The sequence below is a fragment of the Elongatibacter sediminis genome (assembly GCF_037892215.1).
In the GTDB taxonomy this organism is placed as follows: Bacteria; Pseudomonadota; Gammaproteobacteria; order Xanthomonadales; family SZUA-36; genus Elongatibacter; species Elongatibacter sediminis.
The window spans coordinates 1-22,393 of the sequence record NZ_JAZHOG010000011.1 but is presented as its reverse complement, the minus strand read 5'-3'; the positions used below and the strand labels follow the sequence as shown (position 1 = coordinate 22,393).

Here is a 22,393-nt window from a genome sequence, read left to right as displayed (position 1 = left end):
TTTGGAGTTGGGCAGGTCGCGAGCGGTTCCGGTTGGTTCGCGAAGCCCTGTGTACACAAACTAGGAGTGTTGTAATGAATAGAAAAAATCTGACAGCTGCAGTGCTGGCAGGACTGGCGGGCGCCGCCGGTATTGCCAGTAGCGCGCAGGCAGTCAACCTGAATCCGGACGGATTGGGCCAGGTCCTGATCTATCCGTATTACACCAGCAACGACGGTAATGACACCCTGTTGTCCGTGGTCAACACCACCGACAGCGCCAAGGCGGTCAAAGTCCGTTTCCTCGAAGGTTACAACTCGCGTGAAGTCCTCGACTTCAACATGTACATGTCCGCATGGGACGTGTGGGTGGCCGCGATTGTCGACGGCGGTTCCGTCGATGCCTCACAGGCTGGTGTTCCGCACCTGATCATTCCGGATACCACCTGCACGGTTCCGTACCTCTACGGTGACGGCATCGACGCGGGTCTGGACTTCGGTCTGCAGGAATTCCTGCCGTACGCCTACACCGGTGATTACGAAGACGGTGGCCCGACGGATATCGCTCGTGCTTCCGAAGGTCACTTCGAAGTCATCGAAATGGGCACGCTGACCAACGAGACCGAGACCGCCAAGCGTCTGGGTTCCGCTGATGCAGCCACGCACATCTTCGAAGACGGCAAGCAGGTTCCGGCCGACTGCATGCAGCTGGTCGACAACTGGACCGATTTCGCGTCCGGTGACGACGGCATGTGGCTCGACGACGAAACCCTGGACATCGCCCGCAACAGCGGCGGTCTGTTCGGTGGTGCCGCCGTGGTCAATGTAGGCAAGGGCACGATGCACGCCTACAACGCTCGCGCCATCCAGGGCTACGACAAGGACTCTGACGGTAACCACTTCCGTCCGGGTAACGAGCGTCCGAGCCTGAACGACGGTGACCAGCGCACGGCTACCGTGTTCTTCGGTGTGCCTCAGGATCGGGCCGTTCAGCTGAGCTACCTGCGTGGTGTCGACGCGATCTCCGCGACGTTCATGCATGAGTACATCATGAACGAGTACAACATCGAAGCCGGCCTGAACGCTGCTTCGGAATGGATCGTGACCTTCCCGACGAAGAACTTCTACGTCGATCCGATGGTTACCGACCTGCAGTCCAGCGAATGGCAGCCCAAGCTCGACGATCCGGGTTGCGGTGGCTGGATTCCGGGCGAACCGTTCCCGAGCCGTAATGGTCCGTTCGACGGCGACAGCGTTGACCAGGACGACGAAAACAGCAACGGCGTTCCTGACGTACAGGAAGACTGGGTGCTGTGCACGTACGAAGAGGTCTTCACCGTGGCCGGCCGCGAGCCGTTCACCTCGGTATTTGACGGCGAAGCCTGCGAAGCCTTCGGTCTGGAAATCTGGGACCGCGAAGAAAATGCGGGTCCGGATACCCCCGGAAACGATCGTCCGCCGATCGTCTCGCCGGCACCTCCGGGTGGCTCCACGCCTCCTGAGGCTCCGTTCGAGCTGTGCTACGAAGTCAACGTCCTGCGCTTCGGCGACGGTCCTGTCTTCGGCACCACGTCCGATCTGCTCTACACGATCGGCAACGCAGCCGACAACGGTTGGGCCCGGATCAACTTCGGTGCCGATCCGGATCACGTCGACTGGGCTGGCCTGGTTGGCCTGCCGGTTACCGGTTTCTGGGCCGTTCAGTACGAGAACGGGTTCCTGGGTACGCCGGAAGCCAGCGTGCTGGCCAACTACGGTGGACTGTTCGATCACCGGGCCAACACCCGTCGCTCGTATCCGAGCCGGTCGATCGATTGATCGACGCGTTACGTACGTCGTAAGACAATGGGCCGCAAGGCCCTGCAAGAAAAACGAGGGGCTGCTCATCGCAGCCCCTTCGTTTGTCTGGAGCCAACAAATTCCGGCATGGCTTGCCCAGCGGTGGGACAGGGAACTGTGAACCTCTGAGCGCCGCTTTTGTCTCACTTGGGTCCGATAGCCAGCCGCCATCACGGCAAGCCGGCCCCAACATGCAATTCAACAAGAGGTTCACCATGATAAGAATCATGCACCCCCTGGCACTGTGCTTGCTGGCATTCGCCGCCATGACCCAGGCGCAGGCACAGTCGACCGATGCCAGCTCCGTGGACAAGAACGATCCCGAACAGGTCCTCGCCTACCAGGGCGACGCGGTCTTGACCCAGCACGACATTGACGCGGCGTTCAACCGGATTCCCGAGGAGCACCGCCTGTTGTTCATCCGGGACGGCGCCAAGGTCGACCAGATGGTCCGCAGCCTGCTCAACGCGCGTATCGTGGCCGAGGATGCCCGGGCCGACGGCTATGCGAATGATCCTCTGGTCCGGGCCCGTATCGAACAGGCCGTTGAGAAGGAGTTGGCTGAAGCCTGGCTGGAAGAACTCGGCCGCCGGGCGCCCGAGGCCGACTACGAGGCCATGGCCTACGAAGATTACCTGGCCCATCCCGAGCGCTATTCCACTGGCGAGCGCCTGACCGTGACCCACATTCTCATCGGTACCGAGGAGCGTGGTGATTCGGACGCCCGTGAACTGGCCGGGGAACTCAAGGCGCGGCTGGATAAAAACCCAGCTGAGTTCGAAGCGCTGGTGCTCGAATACTCCGACGACCCCGCCAAGGTCCAGAACAAGGGCCAGTACATGCGCGTGGGACGCGGCCAGATGGCCAAGCCTTTCGAGGAAGCCGCTTTCGGTCTGCAAGAGCCGGGAGAGATCAGTGATCCGGTCAAGACCGCCTACGGATACCACATCATTCGCCTCGACAAACGCTATGAATCCATCGTCCGGCCGTACGACAAGGTCAAGGACGAGGCGGTCGCCCGCATGAAGCATGAGCACATCAGCGGTTACCGAACACGCTACCTGCAAAAACTCGTGCTCGATCCGGTGGTCTTTCCGGAAGGTTCAGTCGACGTCATGGCGCGCCGTCATTTCGGTGATGACCTCGGCAAGGACCCGTACGCAGAGACCGCGGCGGACGAGTAGCCCAAACGAATCCATGGCAGTGGACGGGCCGCCGGCCGGGCGGCCCCGTTCATCCCAACGGCGTACAATGCGCAGCAGTGAAACGGCTCGCCCATCCCATCTTCTGGCAACTGGTTTCCCGGTCGATCCGCAAGGATTACCTGGAGAACCTGACCGGGTTCGCCTGGTTGATCCTGCAGCCCCTGATGTTGCTGTCCGTCTATGCGTTCGTTTTCTCGACCATTTTCAAGGCCCGCGTACCTGACTCGCTGGATGTCGGCTTCGTCGCCTATCTGGCGGTCGCGTTCTGGCCCTGGACGGCGTTCTCCGAGGCGGTGCTGAAGGCCGGAGGGACGGTACGGGCCAATGCCGCGCTGATCGGCAAGGTCGCCTTCCCAAGTGAATTGCTGCCGCTGTCCATGGTGGTTGCTACCTTCCTGATGAACATGGCCGGCTACGCCGCGGTGCTGGTCGTACTGTCCCTGACGGGTACGGACATTCACTGGCTAGGGGTGGTGGCGATGCTCCCCGTTCTGGTGTTGCTGGCCGTTCTGGCCGGGGCAATCGGGCTGGTGATGAGTGCGCTGCAGGTATTTGTGCGGGATGTCGCCCAGATTCTGCCGCCGTTGATGACGTTCTGGTTTTTCACCACCCCCATACTTTACAGCCCCACCTATCTGCCGGACCGCCTGGCGGAAGTGATTGCGTGGAATCCAATGGCGTGGTTTGTCGGCTTCGTCCGCGCCGCAGCGCTGCAGGGCGAACTGCACCCCGGTCTGGCCGGAATCGCCATCGCCGTCTCCGCGTTGTTGCTGTTCTGGCTGGGTTTGCGCTTCTTTCGCCGTCTCAGCGGCCATTTCGAGGATTTCCTGTGAATGCGCCGCTGATTCGTGTCGACGGGGTATCGAAATTCTACCCGAGGGTTCACCGGGCCGGCGAACGCATGCGCGCATTCATGGCCCTGTTGGCCGGGCGCGAACCTCAGGATGGCGCTGAAGTCCTTCACGATGTGAGTTTTGAAATCCGGCCCGGTGAGTCTTTCGGCATCATCGGCGAGAACGGAGCCGGCAAGTCGACGCTGCTCAAGATACTGACCGGCGTGATCAGCCCGAGTCGCGGCTCGGTCGAGGTCAATGCGCGCATCGCGGCACTGCTGGAGTTGGGTGCGGGATTCCAGCCGGAGTTTTCGGGGTTGGACAATGTCCGCATGAAGGCCTCGCTGCTGGGCATGAGTCCGCGCCGGCTGGAGCGCAAGCTGGACGACATACTCGCCTTCGCGGATATCGGCGACTACATTCACGAACCGGTCAAGCATTACTCTTCCGGAATGGTCGTGCGACTGGGATTCGCCGTGGTAACGGCATCGGATCCCGAGTTGTTGATCACCGACGAAGTGCTGGCCGTCGGCGATGAATCGTTCCAGAAAAAATGCATTCGCTGGATCGAGGCTTTTCTCGAACGCGGCAACACCTTGCTGATGGTTTCTCACAGCATGTACCAGGTGCAAAAGCTCTGCCGGCGAGCCCTGTGGTTGCAGGACGGGCGGGCGCAGTTGCAGGGCGATGTTTTCGAAGTCACGCAATCCTACCTGGCCTGGCACGAATCGCGAGGGGCGCAGGAAAAACGGCAACGCGCCACCGCGCGGGGTGAATCAGGCCTGTACCGCATTGAATCGATGGATGTCGCGCCGCGGTCCGGAGATGAGGTGAGGCTGGCGTCGGGCGAGGATCTCGGCCTGGAACTGGTGCTCCATTCGCCCGACGGCAGGGCGCCGGTCGCGCTGGTTGGAATCGTGCGGGCAGATGGCACCCCGGTATACGGCGTAGCCAGCGATCAGGATGGCGCGCGGCCGGAGCGCGTGGATGAACACCACTACCGGTTCCGTGTGCGGTTCAGGGCACCGCCCCTGCTGCCGGGACTGTACAGCCTTCGCGGCCACGCGATGGACCCTGAAGGTCTGCGCCTGTTCGACACCGCCGAGCAGCGTTTTCTGGTTCGTGGCGAGAGCCGCGAGCTTGGCATGGTGCGGTTGGAGCACGAATGGACGGACGAGGGACCGGGTGATGCCGAATCGTCGCGGTGAAACTCCGGGTCGCGGGCGTGAACGCCCGATACCCTGGCCCGTTGTCGTGGTGCCGGTGTTCAACGCACCGGAAGCGCTCGATGCCTGCCTGGCGTCGTTGTACGGAACCCTGCCTTCAGGGGCTCGGGTTCTGCTGGTCGATGACGCATCGGACGATCGCCGGGTAGCCGGGGTGCTGGACCGCTGGCTGGAACGGGCAGGATCCTTGTGGAATCTCGAGCGTCAGCCGCGAAACCGGGGTTTTGTCGCCACCGCGAATCGGGGCATGCAGGCGGTGACTGGTGATGTCGTCCTGCTCAACTCCGACACGGTCGTAACCGCCGGGTGGCTCGAAGGATTGACCCGTTGCCTGGAATCCGATCCCGGCATCGCGACGGCGACGCCGTGGACCAATAATGGCGAGATTGCTTCGCTGCCCCGGTTCTGCGCAGTGAACCCGATACCGTCCGATCCCGATTCCGTGGCCCGGATCGTGGCCGCCACCGGTGATGCGGTTTATCCGGACCTGCCCACCGCCGTGGGGTTCTGCATGGCGGTCCGGCGCGCGGCACTGGATGCCGTCGGGTATTTCGATCCCGATTTCGGTTTGGGCTATGGAGAAGAGAATGATTTCTCCATGCGCGTGCGCGCGGCCGGGTGGCGCAACGTGTTGTGTGACGATGTCTATGTCGTACACGTGGGCGGCCAGTCCTTCGGACCGCTCGGTCTCGCTCCGGACCCGGTCGCCATGCAGCGGGTGCTGGACCGTCATCCGGACTATCTGGATCGGGTCAAGGCCTTCATCGAAGACGATCCGTTGGCGGAGCGCCGTACCACCGTGGTTCGGGCTCTGGAGCAGGCGGGAGTCCTGACCCGGGAGGCCCTGGGCGTATGATATGCAGGCAGTCCGGAGCGCTGCGGCCCGGTACAAATGAGGATACGGCATCCTGTGAGTAAACCCATGGAATTCACCGGCGAACGTTATACGCCGGAATGCGTGCGCGAAATCCGTTACGAACATCTGCACCGTTATGCATTCGCGGCCGAATGGGTTGGCGGCCGTGACGTACTGGATGCCGCCTGTGGCGAAGGTTACGGTTCCCACCTGCTCAGCGCCCGCGCGCGGACCGTGACCGGGGTGGACATCGCCCGCGAAGCCGTGGAGCACGCGCGGCAGCGTTATCGAAGCGAGCGGCTTTCGTTTAGGGTGGAGGATTGCTGTGACCTGCCGTTCGAGGACGACAGCTTCGGGGCCGTTGTGAGCTTCGAGACGCTGGAGCACCTGGAGTCGCAAGAGCGTCTGTTGCGGGAGTTTCGCCGGGTGCTGGCCGAGGATGGCTTTCTGATCATTTCTTCGCCCGACAAGGCCATCTACACGGATCGTATGAAGAACCGCAATCCGTTTCACGTGCGGGAACTGTACCGGCCGGAGTTGGAGCGCCTGCTCGCCACCGAGTTTCCCGCTGTGCGGCTGCTCGGTCAGCGATTGGCCTTTCATTCGCAGATATGGCCGGTCGATGGCGCGCCGCCGGACGGGTTCGAGGTGCACCGGGAGCGGGACGATCGCATCGAACGGCTCGAAGGACCCGGCGGCGATGCCATGTATTTCATCGCGATCTGCGCGGCCAGCCGTGAAGCGCTGCCTCCCCTGCAGGCCGGATTGTGGTTGTTCGACGATGCCGTCGAAAGCGTGTACCGCCATTACCACCACGAAATCGGCAAAAACATGGAAGCGGGCGCGGTGCTGGAACAGCGTGAACGTGAAATCGAGTTACTGCGAGCCCAGCTTGAATCGTGCAGCGCCGGCGGCTCCACCTCATCTCCTGTGAACGACGGCAGCCGGGAACAGACGGGCCGGGCGCCCTGGTGGCGGCGCTGGTTCGGGCGCCGCTGACCCGCAGACCGGACGAGTCCCGGACCGTGCCCGCTTCGACACGCGTCATCATCGTGAACTACAACGCCGGCGCCGGTCTCCTGCGCTGTGTGGGTGCGGTGCTGGCCGAACGTGAACCCCTGCACGTGGTGGTCGCGGACAACGACTCCAGTGACGGCAGTTGTCAGGTGCTGCGCAGCCGTTTTCCGCGCAACGAGCGTCTGTCCGTTCTGGAAAATCCTCAGAACCTGGGCTTCGGCCGCGCGGTCAACGCCTGTGCGGCCGACGCCGGAGAAGAGTGGCTGTTGATCCTGAACCCGGATTGCGAGTTGCACCCGGGTGCCCTGGCCCGTTTGCGCGGGGCACTGGAGAAAGAACACGGGGCCGCCCTGGCGGGCCCGCGTATCGTGGATCACGGGGGTGTGGTGCAACGGGCCACCGTGCGCCGGTTTCCGGATCCCTGGCGGGCTCTGACGACGGGCACGGGACTGTCACGCCTGGGCCGCTGGCTTCCCGCCTTCCGGGGTGTCGAACCCGATGCGTCGACCCTGCCATCGGATATCGTCGAGGCGCAGGCTGTTTCCGGCGCCTGCATGATGGTCCGAACCCGCGCTTTCCGGGAGATTGGCGGCTTCGATACCGGGTTTGAAATGCATTTCGAAGACCTCGACCTGATGTACCGGTTGGCGGAGAAGGGCTGGAAATGCCTGTATGTGCCCGGGGCCTCGGCCTTGCACGAGCAGGGAACATCGTCACGCAGCCGTCGCTGGTGGGTACATCGCCAGAAGCATCGCGGCATGCAGCGATTTTTCAACAAACACTACCGCAGCGGAATGAACCTCCCTTGCCGCTGGGCGCTGGGTTGTGCAATCTGGCTCCACTACGTTCTGACCCTGCCGCGGGTGTGGCTCAAGCGATGAAGTGCGTGCTGCTGACCGGAGGTACCAGCCAGTTGGGCGTGTTTCTGTTGCCGCGCCTGCTACGGGCGGGCTGCCGGATACTGGCTCCGAGCCGGCGGATACGGCCGGGACAGAGCCGGGAGCCGGCCCGTGCCGGAGGGCGCCTGAGTTGGATCCATCCGTCTGATCTCGGTTCGGAGTCCGGCAGCGCGGCCGCGGACACGCGTCCGGACGCGCTGGTGTCGGCCGGTCCGGTCGGTCTGGCCCCGGAGTGGGTTCCGTTCTGCCGAGAAGGGGCGCGGGTCGTGTGCTTCTCGTCCAGTAGCGTTCTGGTCAAGGCGGATTCGCCCGATCAACAGGAGCGGTCGATGATGGCCAGCATGCGCGCAGCGGAGGACCGTCTTCGTCAGGCCTGCGCCGAACGGGCCGGCATGCTGTGTCTGCTGCGCCCCACCCTGATTTACGGCTGTGGTCTGGACGCCAATCTGAGCCGGATCGCGCGCTGGGTTCGCCGCTTCCGTTTTCTGCCCGTGGCAGGTCCGGCATCCGGTCTGCGCCAGCCGGTGCACGCGGATGATCTGGCTGCACTGGCGATGCGGGCGCTGGAAGCCCTGCCGGACTTTCCGGCCGAGGCGGTGGTGCCCGGTGGTGAGACGATTTCCTTCCGGGTCATGACGGAACGTGTATTCGAAGCATTCGATCTGCCGCCGCGGGTGATGGGTTTGCCGCCCGCGGCGTTGGCCGCGGCTGTTTCGCTGGCCGGGGTGTTCCAGCGCGATTCCGCCGCCAGCACGCAGATGGTCTGGCGGCAGAATCGTGACCTGGTTTTCGACGACGGGGGCATCTGGTCCCGCAGCGGGCATGCGCCCCGCGAATTTCACCCGTCCCCCGCGGACTTCGTTGTGCCCGCCAGCACGGCTGAACTGCTGCCGGGCTGAATGCCTAGCCGAGCTTGCGGTACTTCATGCGGTGTGGACGATCCGCCGCGTCTCCCAGGCGGCGTTTCAGATCCGCCTCGTATTCCGAATAGTTGCCTTCAAACCATTCCACGTGGCTGTCGCCTTCGAAGGCAAGCATGTGGGTGGCGATGCGATCCAGAAACCAGCGATCATGCGAGATGACGAGCACAGATCCGGGAAATTCCAGTAGCGCCTCTTCCAGCGCGCGCAAGGTTTCGACGTCGAGGTCGTTGGTGGGTTCGTCCAGCAGCAGAACGTTACCGCCCGAGCGCAGCAGCTTGGCCAGATGAACGCGGTTGCGTTCGCCGCCGGACAGGTCTTTCACCCGTTTCTGCTGGTCCGCGCCCCGAAAATTGAACCGTCCCACGTAGGCGCGTGATTGCGTGCTGAATCGGCCCACCGTAATCGTCTCCTCGCCGTCGGCGATTTCCTCCCACACCGTCCGCTCGCCGTCCAGGCTGTCACGGCTTTGATCCACGTAGGCCATATCCACGGTCGAACCGATCCGGATTTCGCCGCTGTCGGGCTGTTCCTGTCCCGTGATCATCCGGAACAGGGTGGATTTGCCGGCGCCGTTGCCGCCGATAATGCCCACGATGGCTCCGGCAGGAATACGGCAGCTCAGATCATCGATTAGCAGACGATCGCCGAAGCCCTTGCTGACGTGGTCGATTTCAATCACCTGGTCTCCCAGGCGCGGACCGGGTGGGATGAAAATTTCGCGGGTTTCGTTGCGGCTCTGGTGTTCCTGACTGTTCAATTCGTCGAATCGTGCCAGCCTGGCTTTGCTCTTGGCCTGCCGGCCCTTGGGGTTGGACCGGACCCATTCGAGTTCGGCCTGGATGGAGCGTTGCCGTGCTTTCTCGCGGCTGGCTTCCTGCTGCAGGCGCTGGTCTTTCTGCTCCAGCCACGAGGAGTAGTTGCCTTTCCACGGAATACCGTGTCCGCGGTCGAGCTCCAGAATCCACTCGGCGGCGTTGTCCAGAAAGTATCGATCATGGGTCACGGCGACCACCGTGCCGGGAAATTCAGCCAGGAAGCGTTCCAGCCAGGCGACCGACTCGGCGTCCAGGTGGTTTGTCGGTTCATCCAGCAGCAGCATGTCGGGATTGGAAATGAGGAGCCGGCACAAGGCGGTTCGCCGCCGCTCGCCGCCCGACAGCTTGTCCACGCCGGCATCCCAGTCCGGCAGCCGCAAGGCATCGGCTGCCACGTCCAGGGTACGCTCCAGTTCCCAGCCATTGGCATTCTCGATGGCTTCCTGCAATTCGGCCTGTTCGGCCAGCAGGGCGTTCATTTCCTCGTCTTCCAGCGGTTCCGCGAATTTCATGCTGACTTCGTCGAAGCGCCGCAACAGGTCGCGAACTTCGGCCACGCCTTCCTCGACCACCTCGCGGACGGTCTTTTCGTTGTCGAGTTCGGGCTCCTGCGGCAAGTAGCCGATGCGGATACCCGGTTGGGGCCGGGCCTCGCCGTCGAAATCGGGATCCGCGCCGGCCATGATGCGTAATACGGTGGACTTGCCCGCGCCGTTGAGGCCAAGCAGGCCGATTTTCGCCCCCGGAAAAAAGGACAGGGAGATGTCCTTGATGATGGTCCGCTGCGGTGGCACGGTCTTGCTGACCCCGATCATCGTGTAGATATACTGGCTCATTGTCATGCATGTGTTTGAAGGACGGCGAATTATGCGGGATCGGACACGTGCTTTCCAGCCATTCAGCCCGGCGGCCGGCGGGTAATCGGTGGTAGAATGGCGGGCTTGGCCGGTATGCCGGGAACGGCACCGCATGGCGGCCGCCGACCCTCTCCAGTCACCCAAGCCGAAACGGAAACCCAGAATGTTCGACGACAGTTACCGGATTGACGGATATGACGATGAATTGGCTGCCGCCATCGAGGCCGAGCGCAGCCGCCAGGAAGACCATATCGAGCTGATCGCTTCCGAGAATTATGCGAGCCCGCGGGTCATGGAAGCCCAGGGTTCGGTGTTGACGAACAAGTACGCCGAAGGGTATCCCGGCCGGCGCTACTACGGCGGTTGTGAGAATGTCGATGTCGCCGAGAAACTGGCGATCGAGCGCGCCCGCGAGCTGTTCGGGGCCGGGTATGCCAACGTGCAGCCGCACTCCGGCTCACAGGCCAACGCGGCTGCCTATCTCGCTCTGCTCGAAGCCGGCGACACGCTGCTCGGCATGAATTTGTCCGAGGGTGGGCATCTGACCCACGGCAGCCCGGTGAATTTTTCGGGCCGCCTGTTCAAGGCTTTTCAGTACGGGCTGGATCCGGAAACCGGGCTGATTGATTACGATGCGCTCGCGGCACTGGCCCAGGAGCATCGCCCGAAAATGATCATCGGCGGTTTTTCGGCCTACTCCCGGGTGGTTGACTGGGCGCGTATGCGCGAGATCGCGGATTCGGTCGGTGCCTGGTTCGTGGTGGACATGGCGCACGTGGCGGGACTGGTTGCGGCCGGGGTGTATCCCAATCCGGTACCGCACGCCCACGTGACAACCTCCACCACCCACAAGACCCTGCGCGGACCGCGCGGCGGCATCATCCTGGCCCAGGAAGATGAAGCTGTTCACAAGAAACTGAATTCGCTGGTGTTTCCCGGCACCCAGGGTGGCCCGCTGATGCACGTGATTGCGGCCAAGGCGGTGGCGTTCAAGGAAGCCCTGGAACCGGAGTTCCGCGATTATCAGAAGGCCGTGGTCGACAATGCGCGCGCGATGGCGGGAACCATCATGAAACGGGGTTATCGGATCGTCTCGGGCGGAACCGACAATCACCTGTTCCTGGTGGATCTCATCGGCAAGGAATACACCGGAAAAGACGCTGAAGACGCCCTGGGACGCGCGCACATGACCGTGAACAAAAACACGGTTCCCGGTGAGCCGCGTTCGCCGTTCGTGACCAGCGGTCTGCGCATCGGCACCCCGGCCGTGACCACGCGGGGATTTTCGGCGGGCGATTGCGTGGAACTGGCGGGGCTGATCTGCGACGTGCTCGACGGCATCGGAGACGAGGCTGTCATTGAGCGCGCTCGCGAAGGTGCCGTGTCCCTGTGCCGTAAACATCCGGTTTATCGCAGCTGAGTGATATGACGTGTGGTGTCCGTTCTGCAGTCATGACGAAACGCGGGTGGTCGACTCGCGGCTGACGGCGGACGGCATGCAAATTCGCAGGCGGCGCCAGTGCCTGTCCTGCGGTTCACGCTTCAATACGTTCGAAGCGCCGGAGCTCAAGGCGCCACGCATCATCAAGTCCAACGGGGCGCGTGAGGCCTTTTCGGAAGAAAAGCTGCGCGAGGGCATGCTGCGCGCCCTGGAGAAACGCCCGGTGGAGACGCGTGAAGTCGAACGTGCTGTTCGATCCCTGCTGCGTGAAATTCGCGGTGTGGAGGAGGCGGAGATTCCCAGCAGTCTCATCGGTGAATGGGTCATGCGTGAACTCAGCCGGCTCGACCAGGTGGCATACGTGCGCTTCGCGTCGGTATACAAGCGTTTCGAAGACATGCAGGCGTTTCGAGATGTCATCGAGCGCCTTGAGCGAACCCCGCCCGGGGATCGCGACCAGCGCCAGATCGATCTGCTGGAAACGACGCGCCGAACGGTCAAGCGGCGCCGAAAATGAGTTTCTCGGCTTTCGACCATGCCAGCATGTCGCAGGCTCTGAGGCTGGCGGCCCTGGGCATGAATACGACCCGGCCCAACCCTCGTGTCGGTTGCGTGCTCGCGGTCCGGAACGAGGTAGTGGCCGAAGGCTGGCACGAGGTGGCGGGCGGGCCGCATGCGGAAGTCGCTGCACTGGACAAGGCCGGCCCGGCCGCCCGAGGCTCGACGGCTTACGTCACCCTGGAACCCTGCAGTCATCATGGGCGAACGCCACCCTGTGCCGACCGCCTGATCGAAGCCGGGATCGAGCGGGTGGTGGTCGCTTCGGTCGATCCCAACCATGCCGTGAACGGAACCGGATTGGAGCGGCTTCGCGCCGCCGGTATTGCCGTTCAAACGGGGCTGCTCGGGGATCAGGCAGAGGCGCTGAATGCCGGGTTTTTCAAACGCATGCGCAGCGGCAGGCCGTGGCTGCGGGTAAAGGCAGCCATCAGTCTGGACGGGCGAACCGGGTTGTCGAATGGTGACAGCAAATGGATTACCAGCGCTGCGTCGCGCCGTGACGTGCAGGCCTGGCGGGCCCGTTCCTGCGCCATGCTGACGGGGCTCGGAACCGTGATGGCGGACAATCCCTCCCTGACGGCCCGGGTGGAAGATCCGCCATTGCGACCGCTGCGGGTTATCGCGGACAGCCATTGGCGTACACCGCCCGGCAGCCGTGTGCTGGACGATCCGGGTACGGCGCTGATCGCCGGTCTGGCGGACAGTGCGATTCCGCCGGAACTCGCGGATACGGGAGTGACGTGCCTGCCCCTGCCGGGTTCGGTGGACGGCGTGGACCTCGGTGCGCTGCTCGACGGGCTGGGCGAGCGCGGCATCAATGAAGTGCAGGTCGAAGCCGGCGCCCGATTGTGCGGCAGTCTGTTGCGCGGTGGCTTCGTGGATGAAGTGCTGGTGTACCTCGCCCCGGTCCTGCTGGGGGAGGGCGGTCCGGGACCGTTCGCCCTGGGCGAACTTGAATCCATGGCCGGGCGCACCTACCTCGAAGTGATTGAAACCTGCGCGGTGGGACCGGATCTGCGACTGCGGCTGACGCCCGGTACGGGTGAATCCGCTGACGCGGCGGGAGATGAGTGACATGTTTACCGGAATCGTACTCGGGCGCGGCACCGTGCACCAGATTGAACCCATGGGCGCGGACAGCCGTTTGCACATCAACAGTGGGTCGCTCGACCTGTCCGCCTCCCAGGAGGGCGACAGCATCGCCGTTTCCGGAGCCTGCCTGACCATGCTCGAACCGCGAGTCGACGGCTTCTGTGCCGACGTTTCGACCGAAACCCTGGAACTGACCACACTGGGTACCGTCACCGCAGGCCGCAGCGTGAATCTGGAGCCGGCCCTGAGCCTCAGCCAGCCACTGGGTGGCCACCTGGTCACAGGCCATGTCGACGGCGTGGGCACCCTGATCTCGCGCAAACCCGACGGCCGCGCCGAACGATTCGAGTTCGAATTGCCCCGGGGCCTGGGCCGCTATGTGGCGCGCAAGGGATCGGTGTGTGTCGATGGAGTGAGTCTGACCGTGAACGGTGCGGAGGCGGACCGGTTTTCGGTCTGTCTGATTCCTCACACGCTCGAAGTGACCACGCTCGGCGGCCTCGCCGCGGGCGACGGCGTCAACATCGAAATCGATCTGCTGGCGCGCTACGTGGAGCGTCTGGGAGAATATTCATGAATTTCGCCAGCGCGAACGCCGCGCCCTGGAGAGAAACTGTGAGTGAAGAACGTGAACTGAACTCGATTCCCGAGTTGCTGGACGACATCCGCGCGGGCCGCATGATCGTGATGATGGACGATGAGGACCGGGAGAACGAAGGCGACCTGATCATGGCGGCCAACAAGGTCACGCCGGAAGCCATCAATTTCATGGCCCGGTACGGTCGTGGACTGATCTGTCTGCCCCTGACACGCGAACGCTGTCAGCAACTCAACCTGCCGTTGATGGTGAACCAGAACCAGGCCCGGTTCGCGACGAATTTCACGGTCGCCATCGAAGCTGCCGAGGGTGTGACCACGGGCATTTCCGCTTACGACCGGGCACACACCATCCGGACCGCCGTGCAGCCGGACGCCACGCCGACCGACCTGTCGCAGCCGGGGCATATTTTTCCGCTGATGGCTCAGCCGGGCGGGGTGCTGGCCCGCGCCGGCCATACCGAGGCCAGCGTGGACCTGGCGATGCTCGCGGGACTGGAGCCGGCCGCCGTACTGGTCGAGATTCTCAACGAAGACGGCAGCATGGCGCGGCGCCCCGAACTGGAGAAATTCGCCGTGGAACACGGCCTGAAGATCGGTACCATCGCGGATCTGATCCGCTATCGCCTGGAAACCGAAAAAACCGTGGAGCACGTGTCCTGTCACGAGGTCGCAACCGACTTCGGGTCATTCCTGCTGCACACCTACCGGGACACGATCGAAGGCCGTCTGCACCTGGCGCTGGTGCGTGGTGAGCCCGCTCCCGAAGATGCGTTCCTGGTTCGTGTGCACGTGCAGAATCCCTTATCCGATGTGTTGTCGATTCGGCGGCCTGATTTCGGACTGCCGATTCGCACCGCGCTGTCTGAAATCGATGCGACCGGCTCCGGTTTGCTGCTGGTGCTCGGCGGGCACGGTTCGGATGAGGAGCTGCTGCGACTGATCCAGCAGGAACCGGAACCGTCGGTCGGCGCGGGTGGAGACGATCGGCGCTCGCGGGAACTGCGTACCTATGGAATCGGCGCGCAGATCATTCATGATCTGGGTGTGCGCCGGATGCGGGTGCTCAGCGCACCGTGGAAACTGACCGGTCTGGCCGGTTTTGGTCTCGAGGTTGTCGAATACGTCAACCCGGCCGAATTGCCCGGGGTGACTTCCGGTGACAATCCCCGAACCTCGGAGGCATAACATCGTGACGGACGGAATTCAGATCGCGCTCGCGGCGAGCCGATTCAACCACTTTATCGTGGAGCAATTGGTCGACGGTGCCCAGGACGCTCTTGCGCGTCAGAATCTTCCCGAATCCAGCCGCCCGTTGTTCTGGGTTCCGGGTGCGTACGAGCTGCCGTTGCTGGCGGATCGGCTCGCGCGCACGGGCCGCTTCGATGCCGTCATTGCACTCGGCGCGGTGATTCGTGGCGGGACCCCCCATTTTGATTTCGTCGCCGGCGAATGTTCGGCCGGGCTGGGCCGGGTCGCGCTGGACCGGGACTTGCCGGTAATCATGGGCGTGCTGACCACCGATACCGTGGAGCAGGCGCTGGAACGGGCTGGAACCGGTGAAGGCAACAAGGGATTCGATGCGGCCGTGACCGCGCTGGAAACACTGGAAACCCTCCGGGTGATCGGCGACCGGTATCCGGCTAACCCGGCGCCATGAGCCGGGGAGGGAGTCAACGCCGCCAGCGTGCCCGCCGCCGCGCCGTCCAGGCGCTGTACCAGTGGCAATTCACCGAACAGCCGGCCGCTGACATCCTGGCCCAGTTTCGCGAAGCGCAGAACCTCAGCGAAGTGGATGCGGACTATTTCGCGGCCCTGGTCGCCGGCGCGATCGACGAGGCCGAGACGCTGGATGCCCGTCTGGAACCGTTTCTCGACCGCCCCTTGAAACAGGTCGATGCCGTGGAACGTGCGATTCTGCGCCTGGGAGCCTGGGAGTTGCTGCATGCGCCGGACGTGCCGCATCGGGTCATCCTGAACGAGTCCATTGATCTGGCTCATCGGTTCGGATCCGAGCAGGGGCATGCCTGGATCAATGCGGTGCTGGACCGGGCCGCGCGCGAATGGCGGCCGGACGAGGTCGGATGAGTGCGGAAGAGTCCACACCGAAACCTGGTGAATTCGATCTGATTCGCCATCTTGCCGATGCCGCCGGCAGATACGACAACGACGTGCCCCGGCCGGCGGCCGTGGGGATTGGCGACGATGCGGCAGTGCTCGATGTCGATCCGGGATGCCAGTTGGTGGTCACGACCGATACCCTGGTGGCCGGAGTGCATTTCGAAGCCGATGCGGCACCGGGAGACATTGGCTACAAGGCGTTGGCGGTCAACCTCAGTGATCTGGCCGCCATGGGCGCGACCCCGGCCTGGCATTTCCTCAACCTGACCGGTCCGCCGCCCGATCGCGAGTGGCTGGGCGCGTTCGCCGCGGGCATGGGCGAACTGGCCGGCTCCGAGGGGACGCAACTCGCGGGAGGCGACACGACCGGTGGCCCGATGAGCGTCACCGTGACGGCCCTGGGTCAGGTACCCCGTGGCCAGGCGCTGCTCAGAAGCACCGCGCAACCGGGAGACCGGATCGTGGTCTCGGGCATGCCGGGGCTGGCGGCGCGAGCCCTGCGCTGGCCGGAACGATCCCCGGCCCTCGAAGACGCGGCAACCACTGAAGCTTTCCGGCGTTTGCATCGGCCGCGGCCAAGGCTGGCCCTGGGTCGGTGCCTGCGTGGCGTCGCCCATGCCTGCATCGACATCTCCGACGGTCTGGCGGCCGATCTCGGACACATCCTCGATGCGTCGGGGCTCGGTGCCGAATTGTGGCTCGACCGGCTTCCCGATTCACCCGTATTTTCCGGCATGACTCTGGAGTCGCGATGGAACCTGCAGCTGGGTGGCGGAGATGATTACGAATTGTGCTTCACGGTGCCGGATGCCGCCGGCGATCTGAGCGCGCTCGAAGAGGCTGCGGGCGTCGCGCTCACCGTGATCGGGCGTATCCGGAAAGGTGCCGGGCTGGATTGTATCGATGCGGACGGTGCCGCATTCTCACCCCGTACGGCGGGTTGGGATCACTTTCGGAGCGATCCGGCGTGATGGCAGAAGACGTCCGGTCACGTGGTTCCGCCAGGCGGCTGGCTTTTGGTACTCCAACCGGTTTCGTCGCCCTGGGATTGGGTTCGGGTCTGGCGCCGGTCGCGCCTGGAACCGCGGGCAGTCTGGCCGCCCTGCCACTGGCCTGGCCACTGATGCAACTTGCCCCGCTCGAGTTCTGGATACTGTGGGTGGTGTTTTTCGCCCTGGGTGTGTGGTGCTGCTCGGTGGTGGCGCGCCGCCTGGGCTCCGAGGACCCCGGAGCCATCGTATGGGACGAGATGGTTGCGCTGTGGGCCGTGCTGGTCTTCGTGCCGCTGCAATGGGGCTGGTGGCTGGCCGCCTTCGCGCTGTTCCGCCTGTTCGACATCGTCAAACCCTGGCCCATCCGAATCCTGGAACACCGTTTCCGCGAGGGTCTGGGGATCATGATCGACGATGTGGTGGCCGCCCTGTATGCACTGGCCCTGTTGATTCCCGCACGCCTGTGGTTTGTTTCCTGAGACCTGTTCAGTCGGTGTAGTCAAATACCTTGACGACTTTTTCCACGCCGCCGACGTTGCGCACCACTTCGGCGACGGCGTCAGCTTCGGCCCGGGTGACCGTGCCCATCAGGTAAACGATTCGACGTGCGGTCAGCACCTTGATGCGGGTCGCATCCACCCCGACCACCGGATTCTGGGTGGTCAGCGCCGTGTTCACCTTGGATGTGATGTAACTGTTACTGAGGCGCCCGCTGCCCTGTGCCGGCGGCATGACGGCCAGTTCATTGACAACCCGCCGCACGCCTTTCAGGTTTCCGGCAAGTTCGCTGGCCAGGGCCCGGTTGGCGTCACTTCGGGTTTCGCCGGCCAGCAGAACGGTACCGCTGTGCACTTCGATTTTTACGTGGTCCTGGGCGTCGAAATCCGGCCGTGAAAACAGGACATCGATGACTTTCGCCTCCAGGGTCTGGTCGTCGATGACCGTTCCCACGCTGCGGCGCTGCTCCTGGGGTGCGCAGCCGGTAATTACGAACACCGCCAGTACCAGGCATGCCATGGCACGTCTGAAACCGCCTGCGGACATGGAGGGCGGGGTGTGGAACAGGATCATGGTTGGGGTCTCCGTTTCAATCGGTTTACCGCCTCAGGCGGTAAAAGCATTGCGAATCCAGTCAACTTCCAGGCTGCCATTGCGGTGGCACATCGAAACGACATCGAAACGGCAGGGCAGACGGGCGTGCCGCCGATGGCGTTGCAGCCAGACCCGGGCGGTGCGCAGCAGGCGCTGCTGCTTCGCCGGGGTCACGGTCTCGGCGCCGGTGCCGTGTCGGGTGTCGCGCCGATAGCGTACTTCGGTGAAGACGACACATCCACCGTCCAGCAGGATGAGATCGAGTTCACCGAGCCGGCAACTGAAGTTCCGCGCCAGAGGTCTGAGACCCTGGTTTCGCAGAAAAGATTCCGCGCGACGTTCCCAGTCCGATCCGGCGGCGGCCGCGCCAGTCACCGCCCCGCGCCGGCCATGGTCGTTCGCAAACCCGCCTGCCGGTCCGGAGCCGGAACGGGCACCGGGCGTCCTCCGCGAAATTCGGCGAAGGTCGGCTCACGGGCCAGGTTGCCGTCCGGGGATGCGCGATAGGTGCCGGAGGCGCCGTGAAAACGAAAATCGGGATCGCGTTTCATGAGTTCGAGCCAGGGCAGAATGGACCAGGCGTCGCGGCCCAGCGCGTACAACGGGGCGAACGACCCGTTGCGGACACTGGGCAGTGCTGCGTAGGTATCCGTTTCATCCGCGCGCAGCTGCAGCGGAGTGATGGGAATCCGCACGCCATCCAGGTCCTGGTCGCGCGCCCGGTCGGGCACGCCGGAGTAGATCCGGCTGGTGGCGTAAACCGGAAGTCTGCCGGCCGAGTGGAACCGCAGTTGTGGGCGGAGCAGCAGGCCCTGGCTGGCGCTGGCGGCCAGGAATATGACGTCGATGTCGTCCCGCCGCACCGGCTCGAAATTCAGATCCATTTGCAATGTGTTCTCCAACCGTTGCGCACGCGCCTTGCTGGCATCGATCTGCAACAGGCGCTCGAGTACCGCGGAGTGATCATTTTCGCTTTCCAGGTATCGGGTGGAAGCGACGATTTCAGTGTTTTCGCGTAGGAATTCGTCGTTGAACACGGCCGCCATCCGTTCGCCCCATTCGGATTCGGGGGCCAGCACCAGGGCGCGCAACAGTCCGCGGGCGCGCATCTCGCGCGCGATGGCTCTGACTTCGTCCTCCTGTGACAAGGCAATCCCGTAAACCTGTCCCTGCAATCCGGGTGCGGGCAGGAAGCCGGCCGGGAGTCGATTGAGCGCCAGCACCGGAGTGGCCAGGCCGGCCAGGTTGAGCAGCGCCTGGACGGATTCCGGCTGCAGCGGACCCACGATCCATCGCGCCCCTTCTTCGCGCGCTTCGAAGTAGGCCGACGGCGTGTCCAGCGGGTCGTCACCCGCGGCGAAGAAATGCAATTCCGAGCCGTCCGGTCGGTCCGTATAGGCTGCCACGATACCGTCGCGGATGGCACGCCCGGCCGCTTCGTAGCGGCCCGACTGAGGGAGCAGCACGGCCACGTTGGGTGGTGGTGTAAACCGCTGACGATAGCGCAGCCAGAGATCGAGAGCTTCAGTGCGGGTCAGGGGGTGAAAAGTGTGGCGCCCTTTCCAGGCATCGACCGCGCTTTCCAGCCCTTCGGGCTCGACCAGGTGTGCGCGGATGACCCGGGCGAGGTCCAGCCAGCCCGTGAACTCCCGGTCGGCGCGTGGATTCTCCGCACGCCAGGCCAGTTCTCCCGATGGAATTCGTTCCAGTGCTTCGAGCAGTGAGAGCGCCCGGTCCGGCTGGTAGGTGGACAGGGATTGACTGATCGCGCGCGCTTCGGAGAGATTGCGACTGCCCGGCCGCGCCAGCGCACGGCGGGTATTGGCCAGCAGTTGCTGATACCGCTCCTGCCAGGTGAACGGCAATTCCGGCCCGATGTCCTGAAGCAGCATTTCGGCGTCTTCCGCGCGTTCGTCGCGCAGCGCGAGATCGGCCAGCAACAGGTTCAGACGGGCACGGTCCGCTTCCGGCAGCGCCTCGTGACTGACCCAACGCAGGGCGTCGGCCGCGGCCGCGGGCTGTCCTGCCAGAATCCAGGCGTTGGCGGCGTTGATGCGCAATACATCGGCATCAACCGCGGGAGCGGTCACCGCCTCGCGCTGCCACGCCCGGGCGGCTTCTTCATAGCGGCCCTGCGCGAATGCGGCTTCCGGGTCCTCGGCGGCCGGCACATCGAGAGCCGGCGGCGGTGCTCCGGCGCAGGAGGCCAGCACCACCAGGACCAGTAAAGGAAAAACGAATCGGTCCAACAGGGGCCGAAACGTGTAGGACGGGTTGTTCGAATTCGATGACATGAGGCTGTGCAACTCCGTCGGCACGGGCCTCGATCGGCGCCGGCCACGCTTGCGTCTGGGTAACCCGATGATACCGCAGGCCGGCTCCGGATGATCCATAATGAAGCCGCAACGGCAACCAACCCAGGATCATTGCATGCCCAGCGGGGAATTGTTCATCGTGGCCACGCCGATCGGCAATCTGGCCGACCTGACCCACCGGGCGGACCGGGTGCTGCGGGAGGCGGATGTCGTCGTGGCGGAAGACACGCGGCGAACGCGCGTGCTTCTGGCGCACTACGGCATAGACCGGACCCTGCTCGCCATGCACGAGCACAACGAAGAGGCCATGGCGCCCCAACTCGTGAAACGCCTGCGGGACGGCGAATCGATCGCGCTGGTGTCCGATGCGGGTACGCCCCTGGTGTCGGATCCGGGCTATCGACTGGTTCGAACCGCCATCGATGCGGGTATTGCGGTCCGTCCGGTGCCGGGTCCCAGTGCCCTGATGGCCGCCATCAGTGCCGCCGGCCTGCCTACGGACCGTTTTGTATTCGAGGGGTTTCTGCCGTCCAGGCAGGCAGCCAGGCGGGCTGCGCTCGAGCGCTTGCAGCACGAATCACGCACCCTGGTTTTCTTCGAATCCAGTCACCGGGCCCTTTCGTGTCTCGCGGACCTGGAAGCGGCATTTGGATCTGAACGGTACGCGGCGGTGTGTCGGGAACTGACCAAGCAGTTCGAAACCGTCCTGCGTGGACCGCTGGGGGAACTGCGCGCTCTCGTGGCGGGCAATGCGCAGCAGCAAAAGGGGGAGTTCGTTTTCGTCGTCGCCGGCGCCGAGCCGGACGGCGATGTGCAGATGGAGCGTGCACTGGAACTGGGCCGCGTCTTGCAGAATCACCTCTCCGGGAGCCAGGCGGCACGGGTCGCCGCCCGTTTCTTCGGGGTCTCCCGGCGGGACCTCTATCAATTGCTCGATGCCGGCTCGGGCGACTGACAAGCTGTTTTTTCAAGCCCGACTGGGCGACAATGGACACGGAAGCCGGCCGGACAGTCGCTTTGGTGTGCTCAGGCGCGCCGGGGAGGAAAGTCCGGGCTCCACAGGGCAGGGTGCCAGGTAACGCCTGGGGGGCGTGAGCCCACGGAAAGTGCAACAGAAAGCAAACCGCCCCGCGCAAGCGGGGTAAGGGTGAAAGGGTGCGGTAAGAGCGCACCGCGCAGGTGGCAACATTCTGCGGCTAGGTAAACCCCACCTGGAGCAAGACCAAATAGGAAAGCAATGCCGCGGCCCGCGGTGCTTTCGGGTAGGTCGCTCGAGGCCGCCGGTGACGGCGGCCCCAGATGAATGACTGTCCACGACAGAACCCGGCTTACAGGCCGGCTTCCACTCATTCTCCAGCAACGCCACGAATCCCGGTTCGCCGGCGTTGAGCCGCCCGCACAGGCCCGCCGTGCAAGTGACCTGCCACTGACCTCCCCGCGCCGTGATGTAGCCCTTCCAAGACAGCGGGCTTCGGTCTCGTTGCCTTGCCTGTGTCGCCCGAAAGTGAATCTCCGCCTCTTGAACATCAGGGGTTGGGTGCCACTGAGGTCCGCCGCGCGCCGTGACATGCCCTTCCAAAACAACCAGGCTCCGGGCTCGCTACTGTTCTTGATCTTGCCCGGAAGTGAGCCTATGCCTCATGAAAATCAGGGCTGAGTGCCACTGAGGTCCGCCGCGCGCTGTGACATGCCCCTTCCAGGACACGGTCTACGGCTTCGTTCCCTTACTCATTT

General features: G+C 63.9%; 22 protein-coding genes and 1 other RNA gene. 19 read left to right on the top strand and 4 right to left on the bottom strand.

What is annotated here, in order from left to right; all coding sequences use genetic code 11:
- The first annotated feature begins 74 nt into the window (after positions 1 to 74).
- From V3330_RS15465 to V3330_RS15430, 8 genes are all read left to right on the top strand, one after another.
- Entirely contained in the window at positions 75 to 1,796 is a 1,722-nt protein-coding gene (locus tag V3330_RS15465; protein ID WP_354696348.1) for a hypothetical protein, read from the top strand.
- Positions 1,797 to 2,032: 236 nt separating this feature from the next.
- Complete coding sequence (locus tag V3330_RS15460; RefSeq protein WP_354696347.1) at positions 2,033 to 3,001, top strand: peptidylprolyl isomerase; 969 nt, start codon at positions 2,033 to 2,035, stop codon at positions 2,999 to 3,001.
- A gap of 77 nt (positions 3,002 to 3,078) precedes the next feature.
- Positions 3,079 to 3,855, top strand: a complete 777-nt coding sequence (locus V3330_RS15455) for an ABC transporter permease (RefSeq protein ID WP_354696346.1) — start codon at positions 3,079 to 3,081, stop codon at positions 3,853 to 3,855.
- Positions 3,852 to 5,063 (top strand): ABC transporter ATP-binding protein, encoded by a 1,212-nt coding sequence (locus V3330_RS15450; RefSeq protein WP_354696345.1) that lies wholly within the window; start codon positions 3,852 to 3,854, stop codon positions 5,061 to 5,063. Before V3330_RS15455 ends, V3330_RS15450 begins: the two co-directional genes overlap by 4 nt.
- Positions 5,044 to 5,937 carry a glycosyltransferase family 2 protein gene (locus tag V3330_RS15445; protein WP_354696344.1) on the top strand — a complete coding sequence of 298 codons (894 nt, stop codon included), beginning with the start codon at positions 5,044 to 5,046 and terminating at the stop codon, positions 5,935 to 5,937. The genes V3330_RS15450 and V3330_RS15445 overlap by 20 nt, the downstream gene beginning before the upstream one ends.
- 54 nt (positions 5,938 to 5,991) lie before the next feature.
- Positions 5,992 to 6,936 (top strand): class I SAM-dependent methyltransferase, encoded by a 945-nt coding sequence (locus V3330_RS15440; protein ID WP_354696343.1) that lies wholly within the window; start codon positions 5,992 to 5,994, stop codon positions 6,934 to 6,936.
- 26 nt (positions 6,937 to 6,962) lie between these two features.
- Positions 6,963 to 7,835, top strand: coding sequence for a glycosyltransferase family 2 protein (locus V3330_RS15435; RefSeq protein WP_354696342.1), 873 nt, complete (start codon positions 6,963 to 6,965; stop codon positions 7,833 to 7,835).
- A complete protein-coding gene (locus V3330_RS15430; protein ID WP_354696341.1) occupies positions 7,832 to 8,752 on the top strand; it encodes an NAD-dependent epimerase/dehydratase family protein in 921 nt (306 codons plus the stop codon). The genes V3330_RS15435 and V3330_RS15430 overlap by 4 nt, the downstream gene beginning before the upstream one ends.
- Before the next feature lie 4 nt (positions 8,753 to 8,756).
- Here V3330_RS15430 and ettA read toward each other — a convergent pair whose 3' ends face one another.
- Entirely contained in the window at positions 8,757 to 10,427 is a 1,671-nt protein-coding gene (ettA, locus tag V3330_RS15425; protein WP_354696340.1) for an energy-dependent translational throttle protein EttA, read from the bottom strand.
- Between the two features lie 184 nt (positions 10,428 to 10,611).
- Between ettA and glyA the strand changes: the two genes are divergently transcribed.
- The 9 genes from glyA to V3330_RS15380 are packed head-to-tail and all read left to right on the top strand — an operon-like array spanning position 10,612 to position 17,731.
- Positions 10,612 to 11,868: a serine hydroxymethyltransferase gene (gene glyA / locus V3330_RS15420; RefSeq protein ID WP_354696339.1), complete on the top strand. Its 1,257-nt coding sequence runs from the start codon at positions 10,612 to 10,614 to the stop codon at positions 11,866 to 11,868.
- Positions 11,869 to 11,878: 10 nt separating this feature from the next.
- On the top strand, positions 11,879 to 12,406 hold the full coding sequence (gene nrdR / locus V3330_RS15415) for a transcriptional regulator NrdR (protein WP_354696338.1): 528 nt from the start codon (positions 11,879 to 11,881) through the stop codon (positions 12,404 to 12,406).
- Positions 12,403 to 13,524 (top strand): bifunctional diaminohydroxyphosphoribosylaminopyrimidine deaminase/5-amino-6-(5-phosphoribosylamino)uracil reductase RibD, encoded by a 1,122-nt coding sequence (gene ribD, locus V3330_RS15410; RefSeq protein ID WP_354696337.1) that lies wholly within the window; start codon positions 12,403 to 12,405, stop codon positions 13,522 to 13,524. The genes nrdR and ribD overlap by 4 nt, the downstream gene beginning before the upstream one ends.
- 1 nt (position 13,525) lies before the next feature.
- Positions 13,526 to 14,119 (top strand): riboflavin synthase, encoded by a 594-nt coding sequence (locus V3330_RS15405; protein ID WP_354696336.1) that lies wholly within the window; start codon positions 13,526 to 13,528, stop codon positions 14,117 to 14,119.
- A complete protein-coding gene (ribBA, locus tag V3330_RS15400) occupies positions 14,116 to 15,327 on the top strand; it encodes a bifunctional 3,4-dihydroxy-2-butanone-4-phosphate synthase/GTP cyclohydrolase II (RefSeq protein ID WP_435791837.1) in 1,212 nt (403 codons plus the stop codon). The genes V3330_RS15405 and ribBA overlap by 4 nt, the downstream gene beginning before the upstream one ends.
- A gap of 4 nt (positions 15,328 to 15,331) precedes the next feature.
- Entirely contained in the window at positions 15,332 to 15,799 is a 468-nt protein-coding gene (ribH, locus tag V3330_RS15395) for a 6,7-dimethyl-8-ribityllumazine synthase (protein WP_354696334.1), read from the top strand.
- Positions 15,796 to 16,227, top strand: a complete 432-nt coding sequence (gene nusB / locus V3330_RS15390; protein ID WP_354696333.1) for a transcription antitermination factor NusB — start codon at positions 15,796 to 15,798, stop codon at positions 16,225 to 16,227. The genes ribH and nusB overlap by 4 nt, the downstream gene beginning before the upstream one ends.
- Positions 16,224 to 17,231, top strand: a complete 1,008-nt coding sequence (gene thiL / locus V3330_RS15385) for a thiamine-phosphate kinase (protein WP_354696332.1) — start codon at positions 16,224 to 16,226, stop codon at positions 17,229 to 17,231. The genes nusB and thiL overlap by 4 nt, the downstream gene beginning before the upstream one ends.
- On the top strand, positions 17,231 to 17,731 hold the full coding sequence (locus V3330_RS15380; protein WP_354696331.1) for a phosphatidylglycerophosphatase A family protein: 501 nt from the start codon (positions 17,231 to 17,233) through the stop codon (positions 17,729 to 17,731). The genes thiL and V3330_RS15380 overlap by 1 nt, the downstream gene beginning before the upstream one ends.
- Positions 17,732 to 17,738: 7 nt before the next feature.
- On the opposite strand, the gene V3330_RS15375 is transcribed toward V3330_RS15380, so the two are convergent.
- Genes V3330_RS15375 through V3330_RS15365 form a run of 3 tightly spaced genes read right to left on the bottom strand, consistent with a single transcriptional unit; the run spans position 17,739 to position 20,638 of the window.
- Positions 17,739 to 18,323 (bottom strand): BON domain-containing protein, encoded by a 585-nt coding sequence (locus tag V3330_RS15375; RefSeq protein WP_354696330.1) that lies wholly within the window; start codon positions 18,321 to 18,323, stop codon positions 17,739 to 17,741.
- Between the two features lie 33 nt (positions 18,324 to 18,356).
- Positions 18,357 to 18,719, bottom strand: coding sequence for a YraN family protein (locus V3330_RS15370; RefSeq protein ID WP_354696329.1), 363 nt, complete (start codon positions 18,717 to 18,719; stop codon positions 18,357 to 18,359).
- Positions 18,716 to 20,638: a penicillin-binding protein activator gene (locus V3330_RS15365; protein ID WP_354696328.1), complete on the bottom strand. Its 1,923-nt coding sequence runs from the start codon at positions 20,636 to 20,638 to the stop codon at positions 18,716 to 18,718. The genes V3330_RS15370 and V3330_RS15365 overlap by 4 nt, the downstream gene beginning before the upstream one ends.
- Positions 20,639 to 20,774: 136 nt before the next feature.
- On the opposite strand from V3330_RS15365, the gene rsmI reads away from it, so the two are divergent.
- Both rsmI and rnpB read left to right on the top strand, forming a co-directional pair.
- Entirely contained in the window at positions 20,775 to 21,614 is an 840-nt protein-coding gene (gene rsmI, locus V3330_RS15360; protein ID WP_354696327.1) for a 16S rRNA (cytidine(1402)-2'-O)-methyltransferase, read from the top strand.
- Between the two features lie 41 nt (positions 21,615 to 21,655).
- An RNA gene (gene rnpB, locus V3330_RS15355) (RNase P RNA component class A) lies at positions 21,656 to 22,006 on the top strand.
- Positions 22,007 to 22,393: the final 387 nt, after the last annotated feature.